The organism is Magnetococcus sp. PR-3, assembly GCF_036689865.1.
GTDB lineage: Bacteria > Pseudomonadota > Magnetococcia > Magnetococcales > Magnetococcaceae > Magnetococcus.
In genome coordinates this window covers 48,849-71,605 of the sequence record NZ_JBAHUQ010000011.1, presented here as the reverse complement: position 1 = coordinate 71,605, position 22,757 = coordinate 48,849, and the positions used below count along the sequence as shown (strand labels likewise).

Here is a 22,757-nt window from a genome sequence, read left to right as displayed (position 1 = left end):
CCCCCTGAAAAAGAAAAGAAAGCGGATTCCTACCGCTGGCCATAAAGTGTATGCTTTACAGCAACGCCAGATGGAAAAAACGCGACACACGGATAAACAAACCAGCGGCCATCTACAAAAAGCAGAAAGACCCGCTCTATTGCTCAACGTATGCTCTTTAAACCTTCACCAATGGGTTATCGTGGGGCGAGGAATAGATGCGTGTGGTCAAAGAGCATATCGAACAGGGGCCTGAGCCATGGTATTTGGCCCCAAACAGCAACAGACTGGCCATGAACAGTAGGTGTGACGGATGGATAACAAGACCACAGAGCCCCTGACATATAAAATCTCAAGTTCAGAAATTAAAAAACGTAATATCAATATGATGCTGGGCATGGCACTGGCTTTTATTCTCTGCTTTCTTGCATGGCAAGCCCACCTGACCAATAGTGATAAGTATAATGCGACCTTACTCATCTCCATCATCGCTTTTACGTTGCTGTTTGGGCTTTTCAATCTCTACGGGCATATACGCTATATGCTCCGCATTGAAAAACACCACTTGAGTTTAGAAAAAGAGGCCATTCATTTTGTTCAAGGAGATGAAAAAAGCACCCTGAATTTTAGTGATGTTATGATGACTGAACGCCAAAGCCGTATCCGTGAAGGATCTTCCTTGGTCATACGGCTCCATAACAAGCGGATTATCCGCCTTGTGGGTTATGAGAACATGTCGCAGCTCATTGAGGGGGTTGATCAACGTGTTGCAGCTGTACAAGAAGATAAGGAAACACAACCAAGTTAACCGATAAACGACTAAATATGATCCAAAAAGTACAGATCCTACCCTGAGCAGGATGAATGAGATTTAGGCACATTTAGAAGATGTGTCCAGCTCATTTTATTTCATCACCGCTCAAAACAGATCCAATAAGGAGGTGAAGCCATGCTCCCCCACTTCTTTTATGGCTGTGATCCTGTGTAAAAAAACATCCCCCCCACTCTGAACACAACCCCCCTCTCCTAACAGCCAAGCCATACTTACCTCTTATGACTGGATCTACCTATGAGGTAATCCGAGATTCTTATCAATGTTTTAAAGGGTTTTCTCATATATGTTCAAATGGTTACATGTTGTTTTATGTCATATTTCACGCATATTTATGCTATCAATAAATGGTACCCATTACATTTTGTGATCATTCGGCCGCACCCCATGATCAGGTGTGGATATTTGCCACCCGAAAGCTTGCAAGCCAGCACTCAATGCTGACGTAGAAAAAGGCTGAGGAAACCGGGCCACCAAATAGCCGGCAGGATTGATCAGATAGATATCTGGTGTATGTTCAACAGGGTACTCAGCACCACTGCGCCATTGGGGGTAACGAAACTCAGCCCCTAAAAGGGCACTTAAACGCCTTAACTGAGGGAGCTCCCCCCGTAAAGGCCTAATCGTGGGGGCTCCGACCGGCAGAGGATAACGCAGCATATAGTCTTGAAGTCGGGACAAGCTATCACGCTGAGGATCAATCGAAACAAACCAGCTTTGAATGGGAGCATGGGTTGCATGTTTAAGCTGCTGCTCTTCAAACAGGGTCCACACGGTATGAAGAGCCATGGGGCAGCTCTCCATACAATGGGTAAACCCCAAGGTCAGGAGTGTCCATTTGCCGTGTAACACGTCTGACCCCACCAAACCACCCTCCCCCTGCAAGGTAAAGGGGGAAATCAACCGAGCTGGCTCCACCGGGTACCACGGCGGCTGAACTACCGGCTCTACAGGTTTGCGCTGTTCCAGATCTTGATCCAGAAAAACCACCAAACCAACGCTACACAGCAGCAGCAGCAGAATAGATACAATCAGGCGTTTGAGTATAACGGGTCTTTGGTGGTGTTTAAGCTGCGTCATTGCACTGTCCTGCCACATCGGTGAGAAAATCTGTAGATTTACAGAGGGGGAAGATACTAATGGCCAACACAGCACCAAGCCAAACATCCTGGCTGAGCACGTTAACCCTGTGGGAAGATACCAGCGAGGTCGCACCTGCCCTAGAGCGGGTCCGTAAAAATGCCAGCAAAGCTTTTATTGTGGTGCTCTGGGCCTATATCCCCATTTTTGTGCTCATCGGTTATGGGGCAGAAAACCATGCCAACTATGTTAACACCGTCGACCGTTTTTGTGGTTTGATCTCAGTCGAGGGGATCAGTCGCCCCATCTTTGGACTAATCGCAGGTTTAATTGGTGCCATACCAGCGACCATCTATTGGTATCTACGCCCCAAGGGACAGCTTACGCGCCATGTAATCGCTCTGTCTATGGTCTTCCAGTGGGTGGTTATGGTCCACCAAACCACCGGATCGCCAGATGGGTTTATTCTCGAAGGGCATATGGTCTACTTTGTGACCATTGTTATGTTGACCATCTACTTCTGCTGGCGCTCGCTACTCATCGCGACCGTTGTGCCAGCGGTTCATCACACACTGCTCACCTTTTTTGATCCTTTGGCCATTTGGCCAACGACAGATTATATCTGGTTACATCTGCTCAACCATGTGCTGTTGGTCGTACTCAACTCTGGTGCAGCCTTGTGGCTCTCCTGGTACTTCTTTTATCAGTTCCGCAACAACCACCAGGCGGTCACCTGTGCGACGGAGGCTCATCAAGAAGCCACCCGCATGGATAATCAAGTCACCTTGCAATCAGAGAGCTTAGCCGCAATTGGTAACGAACTGGTCCGCTTGAAAAAGCCCCTGGATCAAGACTCCAGCCAAGCCCACAGTTTGGCCAGTCAAGTTGCCCAAGAGAGTAGTGATGTGTTGGATCAGGCTCAGGATCTTCGCGACAGCATTAAGGCCGCCAACGGCAGTATGAATGCCATTCGTGAGGAGATCGAAGCCCTCTCCGGGCAGGTTGGCCGTATTGCGGAAACCACAGAACACAGCCGTCAGGATACCAACACCATGGCCAGTGCGGCCGAGGAGATGACCAGCAATATCAGTGAAGTAAATAATAATTTGGAAGAGGTCACCAGCTCTGTCGGTACTGTAGCAGCCGCCATGGAGGAGATGAGTGCCTCCCTCGGTGAGGTCCGTGCCCGCTGCCGACTGGCTGATGAGCTTAGTGGTGAAGCGAACGGTCAAGCCCAACAGACCGCGACCGTCATGAACCGCTTAATCCAATCCACCACGGAAATTTCAAAGGTGGTGGACGCCATTAAGAGCATCGCCTCGCAAACCAACATGCTGGCTTTGAATGCTTCCATCGAAGCAGCAGGGGCTGGTGAAGCGGGTAAGGATTTTGCCGTGGTTGCCAATGAGGTTAAAGATCTGGCCAGCCAAACAGGGGAAGCCACCAAACTGATTGATAATCTCACCACCTCCATTCAAGAAGAGAGTCGACAGGCTGAAACCGTGACCCAGTCTGTCGCGGATATGATGCATAAGGTCTATGAAGCAAACAAAGAGATCACCCAAACGGTGGATGAGCAGGAACATACCGTTGTTGAGATCAGTAAAACCATGGGTCAGGTCTCCATTGCAGCGGAATCCGTCAGCCTAAACGCCAATGAACTGGCCATCGCCGCCCGTGAGGTCTCCACCTCTGTTCAGACCACGGTACAGGGTATTGAGGGCATTGCCGATGCCGCCACCCAAGCCGCGGGTGTCGCCAGTGCCATTACGGAACAGGCCCAGCAAGCCAGCCAGTCCACCCAAGTAGCCAACCGGGCATCCAAAGAGATCTCAACCGTGCTGGCCAATACGCAAAAGAACATGCAACAGACCATGCGCCGGGTGCACCACCTGGACGGCTCTATTCAGTATGTAGGGGTTTTAACTGAGGAGATCCACGGCGCCACCACAGGGTTGCAGGCCACCCGCAAATCCACAGAGGATCAACGCCAACTGTTTGATGTACGTCAGCTTAAAGAGGAACATCTACGCTGCTTGAACCTCATGGAAAATGCCAGCCGGGGCCGGGAGGTCGAGATGGGGGATGATGTGGCCTGCGGCTTTGATGATTGGTGGCACACCCAAGGTCAAGAGCACTATGGCAGCCACCCGACTTTCCAAACAATGATACAAGCTCACCAGAAGTTACACACCTTAACCGGTCAAGTGCGCGAAGCGTGCTTAAGTGGTGATGAGCGTCAAGCTAAACAGGGCATAGAGAATCTAAACCAGAGTCGCAAACAGCTGTTTAAACAACTGGACAGCCTGTTTTTAGAGGTCTCCAGCTAGTCGGACTACTCAACCAAGGCAGATGCAGACTGAACACCCAGCTTGAACGGAGAGCCACTGGGTTGATATCCAGCCAAACCTGGCAGACTGGCCTAAGCGCCCCCAATAAAGCGCAGAGGCTCACGGTCAAAAGGTGCAAGCGGGTGCAAAAGAGTAACTCAAGTCGCCTCAAACAGAGGCCGTTCATCAGGGAAAGATCTGGCTGAATGTTGTTGTTTTTTTTCAGACACACATCGTTTTAAGCAGGATCCACCTGTATGACAGCCTATGCCCCGACACAAAACCAACCGACCTCAACAGAGCAACCAGCTTTGTTGAGGTCGGTTGACGGGCCAACCTCTGTAGGCTGGGGCTATGAGCAGTAAGGGTTTACACCCTTTAGATCTGGTGCTTTCAGGGACCAATCAGACCATGACAACAGACCAGCCAGGAACAGAGATGCCATAGACAACCTTTTGGATAGGGAAAGAGAGCTGCTTTCCGTCATTTCATCCAACACCCACCCCCTTAATTCGACCCCACATAATCTAATCAACCCCCTTCAAGTGCCCTCCCCCTAACCAGAGCAAGCCAATTTCCTCAGCTGGATGACACACCACAGCCATCCACCACGCTCAAGACGGGATCCCCTTCCCTGAAGTTATAATCGCTATATCTCTTGACTCTACGGGGAAGATAAAAGCCCATAACTTGCCAAAACACAAAGCGCCTGGCAAAAGGCTCCCATGAACGGCAACCCTCTCATAACATCACCGTTAGCCATGCCGTTCATACTCATGAGCCAAACGTGTTCATTCTGCCATGTTTAGGCCGGGACCTCGTCCGCATCAGCAAAGTTGGATGGATCAATACTTACACGCTGAACATCTAGACATAACATGCTATTTGGGCAATACGTACACCACCAAGGCGACTCAGATAAACGAATACCGCACAAACCCCACAGGGGGGGCCATTCCCTCTTTTGCTGTGCTATGATAAGCGAAAAATTGCGTGTGATGAGGGCAACACTTTGAGTGACAATACACCAAATACCATCTCCATCTCTGTTGATGGACAGGCCTTACAAGTACCCCAGGGTAGCCGCCTACTAAAAGCGGCCCAGCGGTTGGGAAAAGCCATCCCGACCCTCTGCCACTCGGAAAGGCTCAAGCCTGCTGGTCATTGCCGCATCTGTTTGGTGGAACAGCAGGGACGTGGACTGGTACCCGCGTGCGCAACCGAGGTGGAAGAGGATGGGGTTTATACCACACAATCCGCCCCCCTTACCGAGATACGCCAACAAAATATGGCGATGATTTTGCGGGATCACCCCCTGCACTGCGGTGACTGCGTGGCAGACGGTCAATGCCGTTTGCAGGTTGTCGCCATGGATCTGGGTTTTAAACCACAGTCCACCCCACGCCCTGCTTCTACTGCACGGGATGACCGCCACCCCATTATCCATATCGATCATAGTCTCTGTATTCAATGTACCCTCTGCGTGCGGGCCTGTGATGAGATTCAAGGTCAGAATGTGTTGGGCTTTGCAGGGCGTGGGGATCGGATGGTACTTACAGCCGGGCTGGACCAGGGGCTTGAACCTTCAGGCTGTGTCTCTTGTGGACAGTGCTTGTTTGAATGCCCAACAGGTGCGTTGCAGATGGCCAACCACAAGGCCACGGGCAAACCGGACCGTCGTGTCTCCACCGTCTGTGGGTACTGTGCTGTGGGCTGTAAGCTAAATGTTGCCGTCAAAGGCAACCAGGTCGTGGCCGTCACACCTGACCCCAGCGGTACAGCCAACCGTGGTCATGCCTGTGTAAAGGGTCGGTTTGGATATGGCTTCCTACAGGCTGATGACCGCATCACCACCCCCCTTATTCGCCAAACTGACGGTAACTTTAAACCCGCCAGTTGGGATGAGGCGCTGGATCGGGTTGCCAAGAGTTTTTCGTCCATTCTTAAAACCCATGGGTCCAACAGTCTAGGCGTGGTGAGCTCTGCCCGCTGTACCAATGAGGAAAACTACCTGCTACAAAAATTCTCTCGTGTGGTCTTTGGTACCAATAATGTGGACAACTGTGCCCGTGTCTGCCACTCCCCATCAGCCTTTGCCCTGGGGGAGGCGCTGGGTACCGGGGCCTCTACCAATAGTTTTCAGGATATAGAAAAGTCCGACCTTTTAATGCTGGTAGGGGCCAACCCCACCGAGGCCCACCCGGTACTGGGCGCACGCATCAAACAGGCGGTCCGTCAGGGATGCAAGCTGATCGTTATTGATCCTCGTAACACTGAACTGGCCCGCATGGCGGATATCCACATCCCCTTACGTCCTGGTTCTAATGTTGCGGTCATCAATGCCTTACAGCACACCTTGATGGCCGAGCAATTACTGGATCAAACCTTCATCCAGACCCATACCGAGGGATTTGAATCCCTGCAGCAGATGATTGACCTCTACACACCAGAGTGGGTTGAGCAGCAGACCGGTACTTCAGCAGACCTCATGCGCCAAGCAGCTCGACTTTACGCCTCTGTGGAGAACGCCCAAATTTTATGGGGACTGGGCATTACCGAATCCTGCCAGGGCAGCATCTCAGCTTTTGGCCTTATCAACCTCGCTCTAATGACCGGTAATCTGGGCCGCGCTGGCACAGGATCCAGCCCTATTCGCGGGCAGAACAATGTACAGGGGGCCTGCGATATGGGGGCTCTACCCAATGTCTTTAGCGATTATCAGTCGGTATCCGATGCCAATGTTCGGGCACGCCATCAATCAATCTGGGGCACCCTGCCACCGAAAGATCCCGGACTAAAGATGCCCCAAATGCTTGCAGGTGCCCGAGCTGATCGCATGAAAGGGATGTATATTGTCGCTCAGGATCCCGCCCAATCAGACCCTGAGACGGAAAAAGTTCGGCAAGCTTTAGAGCACCTGGATTTTCTGGTGGTTCAGGAGCTGTTCATGACAGAGACCGCCAAGTTTGCCGACGTGGTCTTGCCAGGGGCAGGATTTTTGGAGAAGTCAGGAACCTTTGTTAACAGTGACCGGCGTATTCAACAGCTCTGCAAGGCGGTAGAACCCCCAGGTCAGGCATGGGAAGATGGCCGCATTACCCACGAAATAGCCCAACGTATGGGGGTGGATCTGGGTTTTGGTGAGGGGCAAAGCATTGCACCGAGCCGTGTGATGGATGAGATCGCGACCTTAAGCCCCAACTGGGGTGGTGTTAGCTACGACCGTTTGCAAGCTGAAGGGTTTGTACAGTGGCCCTGTACGGATGCTGCCCACCCAGGCACCGAAATTGTACACCAGGATGGTAACTTTGTGCGGGGACGAGGACGCTTTACCCCAACCCCCTGGCGCCCCCCGGTGGAAGCAACAGATACAGAGTACCCCTTTATGCTTACCACAGGGCGTATTCTGTACCACTACAATGCTGGGTCCATGACCCGTCGCACCCCCATTGGCCAGCTCCATGCAGCCAAACGGGAGACCTTACGCATTCATCCTGAAGATGCCCTTCGCTTGGGCATGACCAATGGCGAACAAGTTAAGATTATATCCAGTTATGGTGCACTACTTCTACCTTTGGAGTTCTCAAACCAGACCAACCCTGGCCTACTCTTTATGGCGTTTCATTTCCCTGAAACATTGACCAATTTATTGATCGGGGATCAGGCAGATGACCAGACCCTATGCCCAGAATATAAAGTGACCACGGTCCGGTTAGAGAAGGCCACCTAACACAACCCCAAAAAAAGACCTTTTCACTCTGCACTGTCAAAGCTTTTAACTTTTTATGAGTAATTATACCTGAGTATTTATCGCGCTTTGAGAAATCAGAAAAATGGAATTATGTTTGATCATAATTCTGTTGGAACCGTGCTAAACGATCACGCTTCTTGGTATGCCATTTGGACGCTTGCCGTATTTTCTCTGCTATAGCTGGGCAGGTGACGGGCATCATAGTCATGAAATCTCTTCCACGATCTGTGTGGATGAATAGAAAACTATGAAACTGCAGTGAATCAATCAGGTTGCTACACGACCGGATATTGCACCGGTGGAGTGCTATTTCGGAATATTGAAAACTGAGTTGATTTAAAACCAAACCATTAACTTAGCGTGAGGAAATAAGGTGTATACAAGCATTCAGTTTAATGATGAACAGCAGGTATGTTAAGTAAATCTTACTTATCTTTAAACAGTTACAGCACATTAAGGGGCGGATCTTATAATTATCCGTTAACTAGAACATGCAATCGAACAATCGAACCTATTCCCATTTTTTCTTCACTGTCATGTGTATGGTGCTGCTGTTTCAGACACCATTCCAAGCTCATGCAAATCCTCGATGCGATCAGGCCATGGAGGAGCTAGTATACACGAAGAACAGGATAACACAGGATCTAAAGACGGCCAAAAAAGGTGGCGGTCTAACTAATGAAAACAAGGCAATCATGCTAGAGAAGATAAATGCCATGATTGACTCCCAAAAAAAATGGTGTGGTAAAGAATACTTACAGCGGTTCTTTAGCGGCGTGCTCAAAGATTTAAAAGCCGCCCCTACGATCAGCAAGAAGGTAGGCAAGAAGGTAGGCAAGAAGGAACATTGTATGGTGGCTCGCAACAAGCTGCGTCTACGGATGAGTCAGGTTAATGGCGATCTATCAAGCGAACTTCGTAAGCATAGAAACCGCCTACCATCCAATGTGAAGAAAGCCTATTTGAACGCAGACAAGAACATTCTAGCCCCCCTATACTCGAGCGTTTCTAATAACTGTACATCCAGGGATGCCAGCGATGCAAAAAAGGAGATGGCCCGATTCAAAACCGATGTCGCTGCTAGGATTAACCAAGCAAGAAATAGGATTGACCCTACAAAAACATCCCACGCAAAATGCAATAAGGCCAGCAGGAATATAAAAGCCCTGACGAACAAGACAAAACAGGTTCTAAATTCGAACAAAAAAAGTGGCAATCTAACTGAAAAATACAAGGCAATCATGCTAAAGAATCTAAATGCCACGATTGACACCATAAAAAAAGAGTGTGATACAAAAAACCAAAAACTCTTAGTGAGGTACTATGCCCACGTGCTCAAAGCTTTAAAAGCCGCCCCCACGGTTAACCAAAAGGTGCGGGAGTTGCATAAGAAGCTCTGTAAGCAGGCTCAAGGCAGGCTAACCAATCGAATCAAACAGGCTAGGGGCGATCTATCAAGCGAACTTCGTAAGCATGGAAACCGCCTACCGCCCAACGTGAAGAAAGCCTATTTAAACGCAGACAAAAATATTCTGCTTCCCCTGTACAGTCCAGTTCTTAGAAGTTGTCCGCAGGAGATCGGAAATCGTATGCTAAATCTGGTAAAACAGTTCAAGATAGACGTTAGCAAAGTGAACACAACTAGCGGTTCCAAATAGCAACAGATCACGTGGCTATGGTGGGGGAGGTTAGATTCACAGAATCTAATAATGCCCCCACCATCCACCGTTATCTGAACCAACTTTAATGACACGTCCCATCGTCATTAAACATGCTTCACGCACAGGTACTTATAGATGAGCACATGGAAAAGATCTGAACTTTCCTAAAAAAATTGTTATGCCTCAAAGGCGAGAGCTCTAAATAGCCGACCTTACATTGCTAAACTGCCATGAACTTGAAACCCAGGCAGTACGCAGTGATGATAACCGGGGCAGGCACACCACTACCCATCGGGCCATGTTTCAGATGGAAAGTGGTGCTTGGCTTATGGATACACCAGGCATGCGGGAACTGCGCCTTGGGCAGAGCAGCCAAGGCTTACAAGAGACCTTCTCTGATATCGAAGCCCTAGCAGAACATTGCCGATACCGTGACTGTGCCCATGCAGGGATCACTGGATGTGCCGTTATCGATGCGGTTGAAGAGGGATCTCTAGATCAAAGACGGTACAAAAACTATCTCAAGCTACAAAGAGAGCAGGCTTATCTACAAGAGACCCAATGGCAACAACGCCATCGGCATCGGCAGTTTTCTAAAATGGTCAATGAGGTAAAAAAGGTCAAATTTGGCCGACGTTAAGCCCTAAGCATAATCCATAACGGCTGGATGCATAGGTTCCGGCATGCAACCATCTTATCAGGGTTGGCCCCTTTATGGAGCCAACCCTTTTTTTATCGACCCGGTGATTATGAGGCGGTTATAACAAGGGCATCGCCCTGCTCTGACCACGGTTCACCACACAGCCCCCCCATGATATGACCCGGTGTAAAGCCAGCCTTGGTCAGTTCATATTGGATCTGTTCGGGGGTGTAGTATTGCATCCAGTTTAATACTTCCCAGCTACGGCCACTCTGCTCAACAATCCAATAGTGATCCAGACTTATGTTCAGATCTGTATAGAGATGCTGACGCAGCATCCCTACATAGGGGCTGGCTGACCAAAAGCCCCCCATCATATTTTCTTCCACCTGCAACGCTTCTACCTTGGTTGTAAATAACGCCTCCGCCGGCAGCTCCAACAGCAGCTCACCACCAGGATTCAACATTCCCCTGATACGCTTTAGTAGTGTGGCCCGCTGCATGGGGGAGAGTGTGGCAAAATCATGGTAGATCAAGGTGATCAAATCAAAACCAGTGGGGAGTGTATCCTGTAGATAGTCCGCGCTTATATAGTGGATAGAGAGGCCAGCCTTCTTAGCCTCGACTTTGGCATGCGCCAGAGCCACTGACGAAAAATCAATGCCCGTCACCTCGGCACCCAGCTGGGCTAAACGGTGTGTATAGAGCCCAGGGCCACACCCCAGATCACATAGCTTTTTACCCGCAAGGGTGTAAGCCTTGTCCAGATAACGCACCACTTGCTCAATACGCGCTAAGCGACGCGAAGCAAGATCGGTTTCTTGATTAAGGTGAAAGGCCAACATCTGCTGGGCCAAATGGGGCTGCGTCCAGAGCAGATCGGTGGTATAGCGGGAAAAAGGGGCTGGCTTGTGCGCCAAAGCACGTAGATGTGCATACATAGCTATTCTCCATGGGCTGATCAACCCAAGTTTAAGTCAATATGGTGTGTTCGGGAGATTGGCAGCCGTAATCCACGCAGAATTGCTTGGCACGATAGATACAACGCGCAAAGTAACGGTGGCAGGGCTGCTGCTATGTACGATTCAAGACATAATACGCGCAGGTTAGTTAAGAATGATCCATTGATCAAGACTCTTTCAGTAAGGCCCTGCCCTGCTCAATACAGCAGGGTGGAGATAAAGAACTGTTCTCAACGATCACAGACGCCCCCCATGCCGCCACTTTGTCCGGCATAACATAGAGACAGCTCTAAGCAACCTATTGACCGGAGCCCCATCTATGCCAAGACAAAGGGCAACCGAGGTAGAGCTAGACGAGACGGCATACGAACTCATAGATAAGCAACGCCAAAGAGAAGAGGTAGGCAGTCACGGCTCGCCCGGTCCTTTCTTGATACCCCCTCCAAGTCAACCCCACCACGGGCCATGCCCTGCCCGCTTAATAGAGAGGCAAAGGGACGACAAATTCGCCCTTTTTATTTTGCACTGCAAAATAATGATTGACAGCACACCCCAATTTGGATTATTTTGCATTGCAGAAACACAAAACAAACCAAGCTACTTGAGCTTGTTACCACATACTTACTGGAGTAATGACCATGACTGAGAACATCTTCTTCCAATCTTTTTCTGACATCACCTCTGCTGCCCAAGGTAACCTGGCCGCTTATAACAAGATCAACCAAGAGACTTTTTCTAAGCTGGCTGAACAGCAAGTTTCCTTTGTAACCACCGTTATTGAGAATGGTGTTGCACAAGCCAAGCTGCTGGGCGAAACCAAAGATGGTCGTGAGCTGGTTGCTAAATCCACTGAGCTGACCAAAGCATTTGCCGATGAAAGCCTTAAAGTCGCCACCACCTCTTTTGAAATTGTAAAGAGCGCTCAAGCAGATACCACCGAGCTGGTTAAAAAGCAGTTTGAAGAAGCAACCGCTGCCGCTAAGTAAGCTTTAAAGCCAAACAGCACATAAGATCCCTATGGTCTATCCTTGACCATAGGGATCTGTTGTTTGCTTCATGCTAAACATCACCTCTGCTCTGCGCCCTAAACACTTACCACGCCCCCAAAGAACACACTTTTATACAGCCCTGCCCCCCTCTTTCCTCATCTTTTCTATTGGTCGTTCAACTCTGCTGCCTAACTGTATTTTTAATACTGCCGTGGGGTACAGAGGCACCGTCTCACGCCTAAATGAATTCAGCGAATAGAGGTCAAAAACGGCTACAGAGATACTGCCACCTCTTGGAGCCCATGCACAAACGACTCATAACCTCCTAAATAATGTCGCTCTTTGCCACGCACTTAGGCAGCGGGACACCTATCTGAAAAAGCATGCGATATACGGCTTTTAACCATTCATCCATCTCATAATCGGATCCACATGATTTTTAAGGCTGCACCCTCCAGTGCTTGATGCACCAAGCCCATGCCCACGCTATTTTTTTCACAAGCGCGGCGCCCTTTTCATCCACACCGCGGAGGTGCAATGGGGTAAGGGTTGGTTCGAACCAAAGCTATGGATAACAGGTAACAAGGTGAGAAAAGTATGGGGCTTCAGATCAATGGTTAAACGAGTTAGGGTTTACCCATTGGTGAGGATTTACAAGCACTACAGGGCATATCGAGGTGCAGCGATCAACACATCGGTTTCATGCTGATCTTCTGTTCATCATGGGATGGGGCCATTAAGCATGGCTAGGGTTTGGAGGGGTCATTAAACCTTACGACAGGAGAAACCTGTATGCATCATTAATCCATCTGTACCCGGCCACGGCCTTTTTTGACCTCTGAGCGACGGCGTTTGCCCTCTAACCGCCGTTTTTTAGATCCCAAAGTACGCTTGGTTGGTCGTCGGTTTTTTGGCCGTTCCAAAGCCTTGCGAATCAATTCCGCCAAACGATCCCGCGCATCTTGCTGATTTCCCACCTGTGTGCGAAACCGGCGTGCATCAATAATAAGCTCTCCATCCTTGGTCATGCGACTGCCAGAAATCTGCTGCAAGCGCTGAAATACTTCCTGACTCAATACCGAGCACCACTTTGCTTGAAAGCGCAGTTGTACAGCGCTGCTGACCTTATTAACATTCTGACCGCCTGAACCAGAAGCCCGGATAAAGCTTTCAGAGAGGTTCTCGGCAGGAATGGTCAGTGCTTCCGTAACAAACAGATCATCCACCCACCACCTCCTGTTCCTGTGTACTGGCGCGCCTGACTTAAAAAGCGTGACTTCGTTAACACGTTCATAGCGTTGTTGAATAAGAAGGGACTGGCTAAGAAGCAAACTGTCGTGATATTTCGCCAGCAAAAGCTCATGGACAGCAACGAAAGCACCCCTGTAGGAGATCACCTAAGCCAAAACAGATGCTCTGGATGCTGGGGGGGGGATGAAACAGCGGGACAAAGCTCACACAGTGGGCATGTAGAGAGCCACTCAATAATCGCTATGGGCAATATCGTTGCATGACCAGCCATCATAACACTTGAACAGGCCACTTTGACCGCTAGGCGCCCTATCCCTCTGGAACCTTGCGCGCCCGTTTTTCATCCCCCACCACACTGCAACTTAGACCCGCCTGAGCAAAGCACGGATCTAACTCCTGCGGGGTAGATTTTCAGGGTATTGGCTACTCCCTCGTTGTGAGAAAACAACCAAATGACTTCAGTGGAGCTGATAAGATCACGCGCTCAAAGAGCTGATCATCGTAAAAAAAGCTGAACTGGGGTCACCCCTTGCTACAGACCTGAGGAGATCAGGTAAACCGCTTGATGAAGGATTTAATGGCCGAATGTTTGGCCTTGGCATCCTTGACGATCGCCTTAAGGGCCGCTCTTTCCATGTGAATGGCACCGCAACCTTCATTAACACACAAAAAAACGGTCGCCTTGCCCTTATGAGCCTCTACCAGGGACTGGGTACCACAACGGTAACAGTGCTGTTTATGTTCCTTGCGATACTTCTTGTCAGCGTCCTTCAGGGCCTTTTTCTTCAACTCCTCAATATATTCAGCTTCCTTTTTGCGGAAGTAGATTTCCTCGGAGTGGAGTTTAATCTTCATATCTTTGGCCACAAATGCCTCCTGATAAAAGCGGGTGAGTGGAAAACACTTCTCCATAAAATGCTACTGCATTTCATGGATATTTTCAATGGGTTGATGGCGCTACTATTTCTCAACACTTGAAATTAAGCATGTGAAGAGTTAGCCATATTGAGATTTAAGATATCAGCTAAACCACCGGGGAGGAACAAGCTTCGAAAGATGACAACACACATTGCGGCCCTGCGTTATACATCCATATTCTGACATGCCCTTCTTGTTGTATACAAACACGGATCCCTTTGGCCAAGTAGTTAGGTAAAACCTGATCAAACGGGACATCTCTTCATCCATCTAACCCAGCAGCAAGCGAACAAGAGCGGCCAAGCCAGCACCGATCGTTATTGCCCCCCCATGTAGTGCCAAGCTTGGTCAAGCAAAGCGCCATGGATATAAAACCGGCCTACCCTCCATTGACCCATGGGTGAATTTGAACGCCATAGAATAAAGATGTTCACATGTTCAGACCCTATGGATTTAGGCTAAGCCCCCATTCAATATCATTACTGTCGCTTGGGTAGAACCACCATGCGCACCCCGCGTTTTATGTTCTATTCAGAACATCCCCTAGGCTTTCTCATGTTTGCAAGACACGCTAACAATCGACACGGTACCCCTGCACAAAGCGGCCCTCTTTAAGCCTTTTCCTCCACACTTTCCTTGGGCGCATACCCAGCCACAACACGAAGAAAATCCTTCTTTTTTATCGGCTTGGCCATATGATCATTACACCCCGCGTTTAAACAGCGCATTTTATCACTTTCAAAAGCATGCGCGGTCAACGCCAATATGGGAACCGGCTTATGTTGTTGTTCTTCTTGCTCTGCTGCCCGAATGGCGCGTGTGGCCTGCAGACCATCCATAACAGGCATCTCCATATCCATAAGAATAAGGTCAAAGCATACATCACCACGCCACTGCGCCACCGCCTCCACGCCATTGACCGCACTGTGGATCTCTACCGGATAGGGGGCCAAAAAGGCACGGATCAATGACTGGTTATCCTCGGAATCATCCACCACCAGGACCTGCATGGGTAGAATCTCCACAGGTCCCGTGGAGATGATTTCAGGTTCTATAATCGAGACTTTAGAGGTTTCAAAGGGAACTTCAAAGGCAAACTCTGTTCCCCCAGTCTCCATACTGGAAACCTGGATCTCCCCTCCCATTAATTCCACCAATTGTTTAGAGATCGCCAGTCCCAACCCTGACCCTCCAAAACGACGGGATATACCTGAGTCAGCTTGGGTAAAGGGAACAAACAGCCGATCGCTCTCGTTAATCTGCAGACCGATACCGGTATCCTGAATGGCAAAGTGCACGGTACCGTGGTTAGACGTACGCACCCAAAGCGTAATAGAACCCTGTTCGGTAAATTTAATGGCATTACCCACCAAGTTGATCAACACCTGGCGCAACCTTAAGGGATCCCCCACAATCGGATCACTGGGTAGGTTCGGGCACTGGCACTGTATCGCCAACCCCTTCTCCTGAGCCACCAGATCAAAGATCAGGATCACCTCTCTCAACAACGGTTCCAGCAGAAATGGCGTTTGCTCCAACTCCAACTGTCCCTCTTCAATACGGGAGAGGTCAAGCAGGGTATTAATTAATTCCAGCAACCCTTTACCAGCCTGCAGTAAGCGCTGAAGGTATGCTCTCTGGGTTGTGTCCAGCTCAGTTTCATCAAGCAACTCGCCCATACCCAGCGCAATATTAAGTGGGGTGCGGATCTCATGGCTCATGACCGCTAAAAACTCCCCCTTAGCACAATTGGCTGCTTCGGCTTTTTCCTTCTCCAGGGTAGCTTGCTCTTTTGCCCGTTGATTGCTGATATTCTCGACACTGGACCAGATAAAGCGCTCTGTATTGCGGGTCAAGATTGAACCATTCAAACGCACTGGAACTAAGCTGCCATCTTTGGTGATGTACTCTTTTTCATAAGGTCCATTACGCCCGTATTTATCCAGAATAGCCAACTGTTCTTGTTCTAGTGGCCCATAACGTTCTGGCGTAACCTCCCAATAGGTCAACTGCATACACTCCGCCACCGAATAACCGACAATATCCGCATAAGCCTGATTCACATCCACCAAAGAACCATCCATACGGCAAAGTGCCAACCCAACTGGCGACATTTCAAACAACATGCGGTTGTATTTTTGACTTTCAGCCAAGGCATCACGGGCTTCGACCAACTGTTGATGTTTATCCCCCATACCACAGAGCAAGGTATTAAGCGCTTCACCTAGAATACGTACTTCTTCAACGTTGGATGGAAAATGGAAGACCTGCCCAGAAGAAGGACGATCATGATTCATAATGGCTTGATGGGCCAGATCGTGGATGGGGCGACTGACCACTCTTGCACTGTAGAAAATAACAATGGCCAGCAGCAGCACACTGATAAGCAACAGTGTGCCCATACGCCGAATAAAAGCTGATTGCTGGGAGGCCAACCGATCCATGTGCAGGCTGGAGATCATATAAAGATAGCCACGGGGTTTGGTGCCCTGACTTTCGATCACAGGAAACAGAAGATGGTGCCTACCCTTCTCAATGTGGGAGGAGAACTCAGCCTGAGAGGAAAAAGCTTGTAGATTTGCAGGCGACCACGCACCAGGAAAAGGGCCAGGATAACGCATAACCCACTGAAACTGTTCATCCACAAGCGCCACATGGTGCAGGGTGTTGGCAAAGCGCTCAGAAATAGAACTTATCTGTGAGAAAAGCTGTTCAATTTTGTGCTGGTCCAGTTCAGCTTCTTGCTCCAACAGATAGTGTTTGTTATCAAAATAGCTCGCAAATGTTGGATTATTTCCAATCAGAAGCAACATTTCGATTTGATGGTTAATGTTGTCTTCTGTAATGGTCTCAATACGCTCCTGAAACTGCAGCCAGCTCAGGAACATTAACCCTGCCATAGCAAACACAATGGGGGGAATGGTAAACAGATGAAAACGATGATTAATCTTCATCGGCTACCACCCGCCTCCACGGTCTTTATAGCGGGCACGTGGGACATCTCTTGCGGGCCTTCTTTGATCCTACGATTGCCACGCCTGACCGCTGATGGTTGTAGATAGGCATTGGAAAAATCATAGGCACCATAAACAGGCCAGTTTAGATGGGGGGGAATCGCATAATAGGTTTGTTTCAATGCAACACCGAGAATCCCCAAACGCTTATGCTCATAACGGGTGATCTCTTCCCATTGACGGGTCGCGGCATCTTGACCAAAGGCCGCTTTGGCGGTTTGGAACAGAGTCACAGTACGTTGGGCATCTGGGTAGTCATCAGCCACCAGGGAAGCAAACGACTCCAAGGAAAAGGTGTGTAGATGGCTCACATAGTTGTGGGGCAACCCCCAACCGAAATCCCCCATCATCATATCGTAGAATTTGAGCTTTTTGTGGCAAGGGGAGTTAGGCTGATTCTTGGCTGTTAAAATGCAGTTATTGGTGGCCTCATCCAATACATCAATATGGACATCAATACCCAACGCCCCCAGACTGCTACGCACAATCTTAGCTTCATCCAGGGAGACATCATCACAGTACATGTTCAGGCGCAGCCCTTGTGGAACCTGCGCTTGCTGGAGCAGATCCCGAGCCCGTTGTGGATCATAAGCATAATCGGGCAGGTCCGCGACATGACCTGGTAGACCAGGAAAAGCCCATTGCTGGTTGATCTGTGCCCGGTTACGGTAAACCACCCGTAGAATACGTTTATAATCAATGGCATGAGCAATGGCTTGGCGTACTCTAGGGTCCCAAATAGGGCTATCCGCCTTATATTGAGTCAGATTAAAATAGAGCCAACTAATCAACCCCTGACCCTTGGCAGGGGTTTGAAATCCCCCCTTACGTGCCTTTAATAAACGCCGGATGGGCAAATCGGCCATGGCATCCAAGCGACCATCCAACAACCGTTCCAGGCTGTGTTTCTGATCCAGCCCATAATAAACCACAACATGGTTCAACCGGTGGCCATTTTGCGACCAATGATCAGGATTACGTTTAAGATGGATTTGCAGTTCACCTTCCGGTTTTTCAACCCTTTTTTGATAGATAAAAGGGCCCGTCCCCACCGGATGAGACATAAAGGCATCCACCCCTTTTTCCTGGAGCAGTTTGGGCGGTAAAATAACAAAAAAACGGCTGGAGATGAGAAAGATAGAGTTATGCTTTTTAAAATGAATCCGAATTCGATAGGGGGTGATAACCTCTACCCGATCAAACTCAGGAATAATCGCCTTGATCCAGTTAAATCCCTTTTTTACCTTCGCCATCCGGTCAAAAGAGAATTTAACGGCCTGGGCATTGAAGGGTTCGCCATTATGAAATAACACCCCTTGTCGAAGATCAAACTCAATGATGGTCGGGCTTAACCAACGATAGCCCGTCGCCAGAGCCGGTTGCAGCTCTCCGGTAGCTGGATCCAACTTCATCAAGCCTTCAAAGAGATTAACATTCAGGTGTAGTTCCAGATCCCCTTGGCTACGATGAGGGTCCAGCTGCGGTTCACCCAGGCGGGAGAGAGAAAAATGGAGCGTCTGCTGCTGGGCATGCACCATAACAGGGTGAAGCCACGCCAGCATCATGACCGTTAAGATAAAAACAGCAGGACGAACACCGCGCATCGCATGCCTTTTTTCTAGTATGAGAGAGGCTTAAGATACAAAGCGGCTCTAACATCTTCTTGAGCATTTGCCACTAAATATAACATAACAGGTTTTGTCACTATGTGTCGCAAATTCCATTGGCGGAACTGATCCCCAATAGACGGTGAATGCATACCAGATTTTAATCCATATACATCACATACTCTCGACCGCTAAACCTCAAAAAACCTTGCTTACACAGAGATGCACATCTTTTTAAAAGAGAGCTTAGTGAGATGTCTCTTGTCGCGGAAGAGAGGCTCATAGGGCGTTCCTTTTAAAAAGAACAGGAAAAAACCGGTTTGGCGGCCCCTTTCAAGGTGGCATGACCTGCCCCTATAAAGGAGAACCTCTGCCTGGTACGATCTAAAATGATCACATCTACAATTCTCATATAAGTTACTGACAGAAAGCACGTCCGCACGTTTCTTAAGTTCTGGGCATTTCAAAAACACACCCCTTCCCCCTCAAAGAATCGATCTATGCACGTGACAAAACAACCTTAATGGCTCGCATAATAGAGCATGAGGAAAGGTTAAGAACAATAACTATGGGCGCTTTTAAAGGTCGGTAACGAAGACCTACAATGGAAGTTCCTCTGCATAGCATGAAACACAAAACACGGCATTTAATACTCTTTACCCGTGTGACGTTGTTCGGATGGATCTTGCCAAACACGATGCCACAGGGCGGGAAGACGATTGAAATTTTGACTTCTGGGCATGCGTACGGCAGTTATCGGCTCCGGATGTGGGTTGGCCAAAGCTGCAACCTTAAAACGAAACACATAATCGGGTTCCACCCCCATCCGCAGGTCAGCGATCACGACCCCATCTTTTTCTGCATCAACGGCATAAAAGCCGTGGGTAAACCAGGCAAGTCGCTGCACGGGCCAGTGATCGGTCAGACTATCGAGCAAATCAAGAGAACGCTCATAGCTCTCAAGATGGATACTTGGCGTTTTATCCAACAGTGAATAGTACCCCACATGGTAGCGTTCCCCACTCATGACCACCACACGCCAAAGCAGTGAGTTAAAAGGGGTTGGTTGCACCAAAAAACGTTCATAATCAACCCCCTGCTGTTTCAATGATTCTCGGGCAAGATCGCGTACATATGCCTGTGCGCCAAGCCCCCACACCAGATAGAGCGTGCTCACGACCAGCCCCAAACGATTAACCCACCGCCCCTTATCACGATGCCGAAGCGCCAGAGCCACAAACACACCGATGAGCAGAGGCACGGTATAGGCAGGATCTATAATAAACACAGACCCTAGAGAAACAGGATACTCAGACAGCGGCCAAAAGATCTGTGTGCCATAGATGGTCAAACAATCCAAGAGCACATGGGTGGCAAATACGGCATAGACAAAGACGGCCCAGCGGGTTCGAAGTTTCTGGGTTTGGGGGTGGATCTTTAAGATCAGCCAAACAACCAATGGGGTGATGGCGGCCAGTATGAACAGCGAGTGACTGAACGAGCGATGATAGGTAAACGCTGCGACCGCATCCCCCATGGGAATAAAAACATCGAGGTCAGGGATGGTTCCACAGACAGCCCCCCACAGAGCGGCCCGCGCACCAACCTTACGCCCCAAAAGAGCAGAGCCGACAGCAGCACCTAAAGCCATTTGTGTTATTGAATCCATGGGTCGGCATACCTCCTAAAAAACGAGTCTTCACAGAGTATACAGAACCCACCACCTCGACCCTAGATGAGATTAAATACCCACCATCGTGACCCATCGCCAAAAAGCATCCTATAGTGACTGGGAAAGAGATAAGAGAGAGTGCAAAGACAAGCTGTTATCAAGCCCTACCCAAAATGATGATGAATCTTCAAGGTTATGGCTCACCTTTATTATTAAAAGAGACTTACCATCTTTCTAAAGCCTCAACGCCATACCCTAAAGAGTCGAGCTTCGGCACTCTTCAGAGCATGCGGCGTCACCTCTTTAGAAACAGGCCATAGAGGTGTTGAGCCGTCGTAACATTTTGCGGAGATTAACACGCTAAATTTGGCATTTGGATGCACGCTGACATCAACCGCACAAGAATCTAGTCCTCAATTTCTGGCCGTATAGCGTGAGATTGCTATGCATAATCAAACCTCCTTCCGCCTACGGACAGGGTGGTTAGTTCACTAATGCGTCCCACCATTTACTTTTTTGGCCCTATTTTACACATTTTCATGCGCTTCTCATCGCACTTCTCATCATTAAGACCTCCATTTCGACCCTACAGACGACAGCGCCATAAAAACCCCATAAAAGTCGGGTAAAACCACCCTATTTTAACCGGTTACCCTTGGGCAACCGCCTAAAGCTGATATCAAGTCATGACTAAAACGTGTACCATGCCGCAGCTTATGCGCTAAGAACGATCGCTGGACTTTGCGGCGCCCTTTATTGAGATAAAAGCATAGGAACCCAAAGATGGAATGGCATGTCTATGTTGCCTTTGTCGTGGCAACCACCGTGATGATTGCTCTACCCGGCCCAAGTGTAATTTTGACCGTAGCTCACAGCATAAGCTTTGGCTGGCGTTATGCGGTAATCACAGTTATTGGGGCCACGGTGGGCATAGCGACTCAACTGGCCATTGCCATTATCGGGCTTACCTCCCTATTAAACATAGTGGCTGAGGCCTTTGAGTGGCTGCGCTGGTGCGGTGCGGCCTATCTGATCTACCTTGGGATCAAACAGTGGCGTGGCGCTCATGAGCAGATTGAACTCAGCGCTTCCACAGTGTCAAAGAAGAGTTTATTTTTACAGGGCGTTATCGTCACCATTCCCAACCCCAAAAGTCTCATCTTTATTGCCGCTTTTTTACCACAGTTTATAGATACGACACGGCCACTGACCCTACAATTATTGGCCATTGTTCCTACTTTTTTAATGATCACCTTTATCGTCACCACCGGCTGGGCATTGCTGGCGGGCAGTGCCCGAACCGTTTTGCAAAACCGCAGAGTCCTACCTAACGTTCTGCGCGCAACAGGGGGCATGATGGTGCTTGCAGGAACTGGTCTGGCTCTGGCCCGTCGGAGCCACTGAAACCGTTGCCTGAAGATAGTTAATTCAATGGTAAGGGATACGCTCGATCAGGCCACAACGGCTTCGTTTGCACCGTTAGTGATGGGCCAAACCGATCCGCTGCAAAGGCACCGGCAGGGAGAGCATTGGTACACTTACTCGTCGAAGTAACCGCTAAAGACCAACAAGCAAGCAGAGAGAGATATACAGGGTAACTGAGTCTCAACAGTCAAACATCACCACCTGCCTATCCTAAAGTCGGAAACAGATGGGGAGTGTAAAACCCTCATGCTCCCCACAGAGAGCAACAGTCTCTTTCAATAACGTTAAAATAGCCTGCCTCCCTACAATCAGCATAGGAAGCATGCAACCTTGGCTATACGCTTACCGAGCCATATGATCTTGCGGGCTCATTCTCTACGGAACAAACCATCCAGAAAAGTGTTGCAGCCTCATGTAACCCGTAGAGTTTTTGGTCAGAGATCAGCTCCCAGGAACCCAATGGGGGAAGGATTCCATTGGTAGATCAACCGTTTTTTACAGGATTTCCGCATACAACCCCAAGGTTTCATCCACTGCCAGATCAGCGCCACAGCCTATGGTGTGCAAAGAGATTATGAACGATGCATCAAACCTGACGACAAACCGGCGGCACAATGCACAGGACAATCCGTCACCAGATGAACAT

At 49.2% G+C, this 22,757-nt stretch carries 14 protein-coding genes; 7 read left to right on the top strand and 7 right to left on the bottom strand.

Translation table 11 applies throughout. The features are described from left to right. Window positions 1-292: 292 nt before the first annotated feature. On the top strand, window positions 293-787 hold the full coding sequence (locus V5T57_RS08010; RefSeq protein ID WP_332890668.1) for a PH domain-containing protein: 495 nt from the start codon (window positions 293-295) through the stop codon (window positions 785-787). 381 nt (window positions 788-1,168) lie between these two features. Here V5T57_RS08010 and V5T57_RS08005 read toward each other — a convergent pair whose 3' ends face one another. Beyond that, a complete protein-coding gene (locus V5T57_RS08005; protein ID WP_332890667.1) occupies window positions 1,169-1,891 on the bottom strand; it encodes an SCO family protein in 723 nt (240 codons plus the stop codon). A 59-nt stretch (window positions 1,892-1,950) separates the two neighbouring features. Here V5T57_RS08005 and V5T57_RS08000 point away from each other — a divergent pair, with 59 nt between their 5' ends. The 4 genes from V5T57_RS08000 to rsgA all read left to right on the top strand — a co-directional run bounded on the left by V5T57_RS08000 (window position 1,951) and on the right by rsgA (window position 10,273). Then, window positions 1,951-4,221, top strand: a complete 2,271-nt coding sequence (locus V5T57_RS08000) for a methyl-accepting chemotaxis protein (RefSeq protein WP_332890666.1) — start codon at window positions 1,951-1,953, stop codon at window positions 4,219-4,221. 1,012 nt (window positions 4,222-5,233) lie between these two features. Further along, complete coding sequence (fdhF, locus tag V5T57_RS07995) at window positions 5,234-7,951, top strand: formate dehydrogenase subunit alpha (RefSeq protein WP_332890665.1); 2,718 nt, start codon at window positions 5,234-5,236, stop codon at window positions 7,949-7,951. A 623-nt stretch (window positions 7,952-8,574) separates the two neighbouring features. Continuing rightward, window positions 8,575-9,630 carry a hypothetical protein gene (locus V5T57_RS07990; protein ID WP_332890664.1) on the top strand — a complete coding sequence of 352 codons (1,056 nt, stop codon included), beginning with the start codon at window positions 8,575-8,577 and terminating at the stop codon, window positions 9,628-9,630. Window positions 9,631-9,850: 220 nt separating this feature from the next. After that, a complete protein-coding gene (gene rsgA / locus V5T57_RS07985; RefSeq protein ID WP_332890663.1) occupies window positions 9,851-10,273 on the top strand; it encodes a GTPase RsgA in 423 nt (140 codons plus the stop codon). 107 nt (window positions 10,274-10,380) lie between these two features. Here the strand turns inward: rsgA and V5T57_RS07980 are convergent, their stop codons facing one another. Beyond that, entirely contained in the window at window positions 10,381-11,214 is an 834-nt protein-coding gene (locus V5T57_RS07980; protein WP_332890662.1) for a class I SAM-dependent methyltransferase, read from the bottom strand. Between the two features lie 659 nt (window positions 11,215-11,873). Here V5T57_RS07980 and phaP point away from each other — a divergent pair. Then, window positions 11,874-12,221, top strand: coding sequence for a TIGR01841 family phasin (gene phaP, locus V5T57_RS07975; protein ID WP_332890661.1), 348 nt, complete (start codon window positions 11,874-11,876; stop codon window positions 12,219-12,221). 803 nt (window positions 12,222-13,024) lie between these two features. On the opposite strand, the gene arfB is transcribed toward phaP, so the two are convergent. The 5 genes from arfB to V5T57_RS07950 all read right to left on the bottom strand — a co-directional run bounded on the left by arfB (window position 13,025) and on the right by V5T57_RS07950 (window position 20,683). Next, window positions 13,025-13,450 carry an alternative ribosome rescue aminoacyl-tRNA hydrolase ArfB gene (gene arfB, locus V5T57_RS07970; RefSeq protein ID WP_332890660.1) on the bottom strand — a complete coding sequence of 142 codons (426 nt, stop codon included), beginning with the start codon at window positions 13,448-13,450 and terminating at the stop codon, window positions 13,025-13,027. 574 nt (window positions 13,451-14,024) lie between these two features. Further along, window positions 14,025-14,342 (bottom strand): hypothetical protein, encoded by a 318-nt coding sequence (locus V5T57_RS07965; protein WP_332890659.1) that lies wholly within the window; start codon window positions 14,340-14,342, stop codon window positions 14,025-14,027. A gap of 662 nt (window positions 14,343-15,004) precedes the next feature. Next, complete coding sequence (locus V5T57_RS07960; RefSeq protein ID WP_332890658.1) at window positions 15,005-17,347, bottom strand: PAS domain-containing hybrid sensor histidine kinase/response regulator; 2,343 nt, start codon at window positions 17,345-17,347, stop codon at window positions 15,005-15,007. Continuing rightward, window positions 17,344-19,011: an ABC transporter substrate-binding protein gene (locus V5T57_RS07955; RefSeq protein ID WP_332890657.1), complete on the bottom strand. Its 1,668-nt coding sequence runs from the start codon at window positions 19,009-19,011 to the stop codon at window positions 17,344-17,346. Before V5T57_RS07955 ends, V5T57_RS07960 begins: the two co-directional genes overlap by 4 nt. Window positions 19,012-19,660: 649 nt before the next feature. Continuing rightward, on the bottom strand, window positions 19,661-20,683 hold the full coding sequence (locus tag V5T57_RS07950; RefSeq protein ID WP_332890656.1) for a metal-dependent hydrolase: 1,023 nt from the start codon (window positions 20,681-20,683) through the stop codon (window positions 19,661-19,663). A gap of 786 nt (window positions 20,684-21,469) precedes the next feature. Between V5T57_RS07950 and V5T57_RS07945 the strand changes: the two genes are divergently transcribed. Further along, on the top strand, window positions 21,470-22,090 hold the full coding sequence (locus tag V5T57_RS07945; RefSeq protein ID WP_332890655.1) for a LysE family translocator: 621 nt from the start codon (window positions 21,470-21,472) through the stop codon (window positions 22,088-22,090). Window positions 22,091-22,757 lie beyond the last annotated feature (667 nt).

Excerpts from the sequence above, each read along its gene's own strand:
- phaP (WP_332890661.1), top strand. The coding sequence starts at position 11,874 with ATGACTGAGAACATCTTCTTCCAATCTTTTTCTGACATCACCTCTGCT.
- V5T57_RS08010 (WP_332890668.1), top strand. The coding sequence starts at position 293 with ATGGATAACAAGACCACAGAGCCCCTGACATATAAAATCTCAAGTTCA.
- V5T57_RS07955 (WP_332890657.1), bottom strand. The coding sequence starts at position 19,011 with ATGCGCGGTGTTCGTCCTGCTGTTTTTATCTTAACGGTCATGATGCTG.
- V5T57_RS08000 (WP_332890666.1), top strand. The coding sequence starts at position 1,951 with ATGGCCAACACAGCACCAAGCCAAACATCCTGGCTGAGCACGTTAACC.
- V5T57_RS07960 (WP_332890658.1), bottom strand. The coding sequence starts at position 17,347 with ATGAAGATTAATCATCGTTTTCATCTGTTTACCATTCCCCCCATTGTG.
- V5T57_RS07980 (WP_332890662.1), bottom strand. The coding sequence starts at position 11,214 with ATGTATGCACATCTACGTGCTTTGGCGCACAAGCCAGCCCCTTTTTCC.
- V5T57_RS07945 (WP_332890655.1), top strand. The coding sequence starts at position 21,470 with ATGGAATGGCATGTCTATGTTGCCTTTGTCGTGGCAACCACCGTGATG.
- V5T57_RS08005 (WP_332890667.1), bottom strand. The coding sequence starts at position 1,891 with ATGACGCAGCTTAAACACCACCAAAGACCCGTTATACTCAAACGCCTG.
- V5T57_RS07950 (WP_332890656.1), bottom strand. The coding sequence starts at position 20,683 with ATGGATTCAATAACACAAATGGCTTTAGGTGCTGCTGTCGGCTCTGCT.
- V5T57_RS07990 (WP_332890664.1), top strand. The coding sequence starts at position 8,575 with ATGGAGGAGCTAGTATACACGAAGAACAGGATAACACAGGATCTAAAG.